General features: G+C 63.6%; 6 protein-coding genes. 4 read left to right on the forward strand and 2 right to left on the reverse strand.

Annotated elements, in window-relative coordinates:
• Positions 1-267 precede the first annotated feature (267 nt).
• From CCR82_RS18210 to CCR82_RS18225, 4 genes are all read left to right on the forward strand, one after another.
• Positions 268-1,281: a class 1 fructose-bisphosphatase gene (locus tag CCR82_RS18210; protein WP_201247230.1), complete on the forward strand. Its 1,014-nt coding sequence runs from the start codon at positions 268-270 to the stop codon at positions 1,279-1,281.
• A 133-nt stretch (positions 1,282-1,414) separates the two neighbouring features.
• Positions 1,415-2,434 carry a glycosyltransferase family 2 protein gene (locus CCR82_RS18215; RefSeq protein WP_201247231.1) on the forward strand — a complete coding sequence of 340 codons (1,020 nt, stop codon included), beginning with the start codon at positions 1,415-1,417 and terminating at the stop codon, positions 2,432-2,434.
• Positions 2,421-4,070 carry an ArnT family glycosyltransferase gene (locus CCR82_RS18220; protein WP_201247232.1) on the forward strand — a complete coding sequence of 550 codons (1,650 nt, stop codon included), beginning with the start codon at positions 2,421-2,423 and terminating at the stop codon, positions 4,068-4,070. Before CCR82_RS18215 ends, CCR82_RS18220 begins: the two co-directional genes overlap by 14 nt.
• A gap of 18 nt (positions 4,071-4,088) precedes the next feature.
• Positions 4,089-4,997 (forward strand): phosphatase PAP2 family protein, encoded by a 909-nt coding sequence (locus CCR82_RS18225; RefSeq protein ID WP_338073213.1) that lies wholly within the window; start codon positions 4,089-4,091, stop codon positions 4,995-4,997.
• Positions 4,998-5,087: 90 nt separating this feature from the next.
• Here the strand turns inward: CCR82_RS18225 and CCR82_RS18230 are convergent, their stop codons facing one another.
• Together CCR82_RS18230 and CCR82_RS18235 are read right to left on the reverse strand one after the other, a co-directional pair.
• Positions 5,088-5,312, reverse strand: a complete 225-nt coding sequence (locus CCR82_RS18230) for a hypothetical protein (protein ID WP_201247233.1) — start codon at positions 5,310-5,312, stop codon at positions 5,088-5,090.
• A 163-nt stretch (positions 5,313-5,475) separates the two neighbouring features.
• Positions 5,476-5,802 (reverse strand): DUF4342 domain-containing protein, encoded by a 327-nt coding sequence (locus tag CCR82_RS18235; protein ID WP_201247234.1) that lies wholly within the window; start codon positions 5,800-5,802, stop codon positions 5,476-5,478.
• Positions 5,803-6,033 lie beyond the last annotated feature (231 nt).

A 6,033-nucleotide genomic window follows, 5' to 3' on the forward strand; every position in this document is an offset into this window, starting at 1 on the left:
CGTGGCTGCGACCATCGATAAGCTCGCGCGCAAGGTCCGCCGCGTCTTCGATTATCTGGGCATGACGGCAAATTCCCCACCCCACGACGCCCGATTGGCGACCGCTGGTTAGAACGGATTTGCCGTGCTCTCGGGAGTGCTTCATGAGCCGCTGATCGTTATACTCCGCGACTACCTGATTTTTTCGTGCGCTTCGGAGCGTTGCTCTAACCGAGCTTCGGCAACGAGATCCAAGTGCCCGCCCCATTTGATGAGAGGACAGCCAACATGCACCACGGCACGACCATCACCCAGTTCATCGCCGAAGAGCAGCGCCACGCGCCGGGCGCCACCGGTCAGTTCACCGCACTGCTCAACGACATCGTGACCGCGTGCAAGATGATCTCGAATCAGGTCAATCATGGCGCGCTCATTGGCGCGCTCGGCAGTGCCGGGAGCGAGAACGTACAAGGCGAGACGCAGAAGAAGCTCGATGTGCTCTCCAACCAGATGTTCATCCAGTGTACCGAGTGGTCCGGTCATGTCGGCGCCCTGGCTTCGGAGGAGATGGACGAGATCTACGAGATCCCGAAGGCGTATCCACGTGGCCGGTATCTGTTGACCTTCGATCCGCTCGATGGCTCGTCGAATATCGATGTCAATGTCTCGGTGGGTACCATCTTTAGCATCCTGCGCATGGCTGATACGGATGGCGATGCGACCGAGCGCGATTTTCTCAAGGCTGGCACCGAGCAGGTTGCCGCGGGCTATGCGCTCTATGGCCCCTCAACCATGATGGTGCTGACCACTGGCAACGGTGTGAACGGCTTTACGCTGGATCAGAACATCGGAGAGTTCATCCTCACCCATCCAAATATGACCATCCCGACTGACACCGCCGAGTTTGCGATCAATGCCTCGAACGGTCGCTTCTGGGAAGCTCCGGTCAAGCGCTACGTCGATGAATGTCTGGTCGGCAAGGAAGGTCCGCGTGGCAAGGATTTCAACATGCGCTGGATCGCCTCGATGGTTGCCGAGGTCCATCGCATCCTGACCCGTGGCGGTGTCTTCATGTACCCCATGGATTCGAAGATGGCCGAGAAGGGGCAGGGCGGGAAGCTGCGTCTGCTCTACGAGGCTAACCCGATGTCCTTTGTCGTCGAGCAGGCCGGCGGTGCCTCGATCACGGGCAAACAGCGCATCATGGAGATGCAGCCCGAGGGTTTGCACCAGCGGGTGCCGGTGATTCTTGGCTCGCGTAACGAGGTCGAGCGCCTCCAGGGCTATCACAACGAGGGCTGAGGCGGGCTGTTGAACCCGGCTTGGCGCGCGATCACTGTTCGGCGGCGGGCTCCGGCTTGCCGCCGAACACCTGGTCATGAGATCTCGATAGGTTCGCGGGTCTACTTCCGTATAGTGCCGCTCGCGCCTCATCATGCGTGAGTCCGATAACAGCAGTCTCTCGGTCGTGATCCCGCTTTACCAGGAGCGTGAGAACGTCGCGCCGCTGTTAGCGCGCTTGCATGAGGGGTTGCGGGACTATACCCATGCCTGGGAGCTGATCCTGGTCGATGACGGCAGCCAGGATGGCACCGAGCAGGCCCTGTTCGAGCAGGCAGCGCACTATGGCCCGCATGTGCGGGTGATCCGTTTCCGGCGCAATTTCGGCCAAACGGCGGCGATGCAGGCCGGCTTCGATGCCGCGCGTGGCTGCTTGATCGCGACCCTCGATGGCGATCTGCAGAATGATCCGGCCGAGATCCCGCGCCTGATCGATGAACTGCTGGCGCGCGATCTCGATCTGCTGCAAGGCTGGCGGCGCAATCGCCAGGATGCGCTGCTGCTGCGCAAGCTCCCGTCGCGCATCGCCAATGGGCTCATCGCGCGCGTCACCGGCGTTCGCCTGCACGATTACGGCTGCAGCCTCAAGGTCTACCGCGCCGAGGTGATCAAGGAGATTCGCCTGTTCGGCGAGATGCACCGCTTCATCCCGGTCTGGGTGGCCGGCGTGACGGCGCCCGAGCGGATCGGCGAGACCGAGGTCGGCCATCGCGCGCGCGCGCTGGGCCAGTCCAAGTACGGCCTCTCGCGCACCTTCCGCGTGCTGCTCGATCTGCTGGTGGCGTTCTTTTTTCTGCGCTTCGGCGCGCGCCCAGGGCATTTCTTCGGCGCCATCGGCCTCTCATTCGGCCTGCTCGGCGCGCTGATGATGAGCTGGCTGGCCTGGGTCAAGTTTGGTCTCGGCGAGGATATCGGCGACCGCCCGCTGTTCTTCGTTGCCATCCTGCTCTTGGTCGCCTCGATCCAGTTCCTGACCACCAGCGTCCTCGCCGAGATCATGACCCGCACCCTGTTCGCCTCCGGCGAGCGTACCCATCACTGCATCTGCCGGCAGACCGATCCGGCCGCCGCAGGTTGGAAGATCGAGCAGGGCAGGGCTGATGAAGCGACCTGATTCGCTGCTCACCCGCAGTCTGGTTTCACCTTGGTTCCTGCTGCTGATCGTCTGGCTCGCCTTCTTCTGGCAGCTCGGTGCGGTGCCGCTCTACGATCTCGATGAGGGTGCCTTCACCGAGGCCACCCGCGAGATGCTTGCGAGCGGTAACTTCATCACCCCTCACCGCGACGGCGAACCGCGCTACGACAAACCGGTGCTGATCTACTGGCTGCAGGCGGCCTCGGTTTCGGCGCTGGGCTGGAGCGAATTCGCGCTGCGATTGCCCTCGGCGATGGCGGCCAGCTTGTGGGTGCTGGCGCTCTGGTGGTTCGTGCGCGCTCGGCTCGATGCGGCGACCGCGACCATCGCCGGCTTGGCGATGGCGCTCGGCTTGCAGGTGGCGATCATCGGCAAGGCGGCGGTGGCGGATGCCCTGCTCAACCTGTTCATCGCACTCGCGTTTTTCGAGATCTATCGCTGGCGGCTGCGGCCGACTCGTGCAACGCTGCTGCGTGTCTATCTCTGGCTCGGTCTCGGCTTTCTGACGAAAGGACCGGTCGCGGTGTTCTTTCCGTTCGTGGTGAGCCTGCTCTACTTTGGCTCGTTGCGGGAATGGCGCGCCTGGGTCTCGGCGGTCTTCGACTGGCGTGGCTGGTTGGTCTTTCTGCTGGTGGCTGGTCCCTGGTACCTGGCCATCTACATCGATGACGGTCCGGGGTTCTTCCAGAGCTTTTTTCTCGGCCACAACCTCGGCCGCTACAGTGGCGTGAAGCACGGACACGACGGCTTTCCGGGCTATTACCTTGTCATGCTGCCGCTGGTGCTGTTGCCCTTCACCGGCTGGTTCCTGAGCCTGTTGCCGAGGCTGCGTCGGCTCTGGGCCGATGAGCTGGATCGATTCCTGCTGCTCTGGTTCGTCACTGTGTTCGCGGTGTTCTCGTTCTCGGGCACCAAGTTGCCCCATTATCTGGTCTACGGCATCACGCCGCTGTTTGTCCTGATGGCGCGGCACCGCGATGCGTTGATTAACCGCTGGCTGGCCTTCGTGCCGCCGCTGTTGTTGGTTGTGCTGATGGCCGTGCTGCCGGAGCTGCTCGGCTTCCTCGCGGGGCAAGCGGATCGCGCTCACGAGCAGGCGATGTTTGCGGCCGGGGAGCAGGTGTTGGATAGCGGCTATCGGCTTGGTCTCTGGCTCGGCCTGCTCGCGATGATCGGTTTGGTGTTCTGGTCGCGGGTTGCCCTCTGGCAGCGCCTGATCCTGGCCGGCGTCGTACAGACCTTGCTGGTGTTCGGGCTGCTGGTACCGGCGGTGTTTGCCGTGATGCAGGAGCCGGTCAAGCAGGCCGGGTTGCTGGCGCGCGAGCTGGATCGGCCGACGGTGGTCTATCGCACCAGCATGCCGAGCTTCAGCGTCTATCGTGATGCGATCACGCCCGAGCGTGATCGACCCAAGGTTGGCGAGCTGGTGTTCCTGCGCGTCGACAAGCTCGAGCGGTTGGCCGAAGCCGTGGCGCCGGATCGGCTCGATCTGCGGTATCGTCAGGGAGCCGTGGCGCTAGCGCTGATTGAACCCGCGCCCAGGGACGAACCCACGCCCAAGGACAAGCCCAAGCCCAGAGAGGCAGAGCCCGCGGCAGATGATGCGATCAACTGAACACCTTTGGAGTCAGCCGTGGCTCCCGCTGCGGCGGCGACAGCGGTGATGTCGATCATCGGGGCTGGACTGCGGCGCGACCTGGCGACCGCTGCGAAGCGCGATCCCGCCGTCTCAGCGGGCGGGGCGCGCTGGCTCGGTGCCTGGGCAGCGCTCTGCGTGGCGGCGGCCGCGGCCTGGTTCTTCAGCGGTGACTATCACAGCGGTTTTCTGACGCTGAACGGCCTGTTCGCGGTGCTGCCGGCTAGCCTATGGCAATGGCTCACCGTGCTTGGCGATGAGCGTGTCTCCTTGACCCTGGCATTGTTCCTTTCGCGCCGGCATCCACGGGTGTTTTGGGCCCTGATTTGCGCTGCGCTGCTCGCCATCGCCTATGCGCGCGGGCTCAAGCCCTTGGTCGATGCCGCGCGGCCCCCGGCGGTGCTTCCAGCCGAGAGGTTGCGGCTGATCGGCGAGGCCCATGCGCGCCATAGTTTTCCCTCCGGGCACAGCGTGACCGCGGCCGTGTTCTTCGGCGTGCTGGCCTACTACGCGCAATCTCTCCGTTGGCGGCTCGCCTTCATCCTGCTGGCAACGGCCGCGGGCTTGAGCCGAGTCGCGGTCGGTGTGCACTGGCCCGTGGATGTGATGGCTGGACTTGCCGGCGGTGCCGTTGCCGCGCTCGTCGGCGTCTGGCTTGCACGGCGCAGCCTTTGGGGCATCCATGACGAGCGCGTGCATCTGACCTTTGTCGTGCTCGCGGCCTTTGCCGCGGTCGCACTCCTGTTCGATGATGGCGGCTATCCGGCCGCCGCGCCCCTTTTGGGCATGCTTGCCAGCCTGGCCTTGGGCTGGACGGCGCTCCAATACCTGTTGCTGCCGCTCATGCCCGGCCGTTCATGCGGCCCTCAAGACAGCGGTTCAAACGATTGCACGCAGGCTGACTGATGGACGCCTGCTAAGAAACTGTCCATCAACTTCTTCCCGATTTGAGCACCACTCCAAGGCGATTATCGGGAAGTAGAAAGTAGAGAGTTTCTAAGCGGCGTCGCTGGCACTGTCCTCGCTAGAGGCGGCTTCATCGCTGGTCTCAGCCTCGTCAGCCGTGGCCTTGGGCTCCGGCGTCTTCAGGAGTCCTTCGGCCCTGAGCACGGCGACCTTGTCGTCGCCCTGGACCCAGCGCTTTTTCCGGTCCTTGACCGCGTAGCGGCCCGAGCGCTTCTCGTAAATGGTGTGATCGCTGGTGGTTTTGAGTTTCTTCATAACGCTTGTCTTGGTTAGAGGGTTGTCTGGAGCAAAAACTGCCATTGGGCGAGTCGTTGAGGTGCCGGATCGTCGTTGCCCATGTCCTGGGCGCTGATCGAGATGCCGGCCAGGGGGGCCGGCTAGGGGGAACCAGCTAGGGGGCCAGCCAGCCAGATGCTGGCTAGGGCAGCACGTTCGGGTCGTTCTTGTCGTTTTGGTGCGTCCGCTCGTCATCGGAGCGCAGGATATCGATCTCGAATTTCGCGATCAGTGCCGCCATGGCGCCAAGGGCGGCGAGGACCGGCGCGAGCAGCGTCAACGCGCCGCCGACGGCGACTCCCGCCGTGAGCGGAATCTCGATCAGCTTGGTGCCGCCAGGCTTGCGGATGATGAGGCGGCGAACGTTACCCTCGGCGACAAGCTGTTTGACGTAGTCGACCAGCTCGCTGCCAGCAACGTTGACGCGTTCTGTTATGCCGCGACGGGGCTCGTAGGGGTCTCTTGACATGTGGGGGCGTTCGGCTCGCGTTGGATGCACTGCTGTGGTGTTCGGTCTAACCGCTTATCATCGACCGAGCCCAGCCGGTGCGTCAACTTCGATGACAGCCGTCCGCACGGCAAATCCGTTCTAACCAGCGGTCGCCAATCGGGCGTCGTGGGGTGGGGAATTTGCCGTCATGCCCAGATAATCGAAGACGCGGCGGACCTTGCGCGCGAGCTTATCGATGGTCGCAGCCAC

This window comes from Halochromatium salexigens (assembly GCF_016653295.1).
GTDB classification, from domain to species: domain Bacteria; phylum Pseudomonadota; class Gammaproteobacteria; order Chromatiales; family Chromatiaceae; genus Lamprobacter; species Lamprobacter salexigens.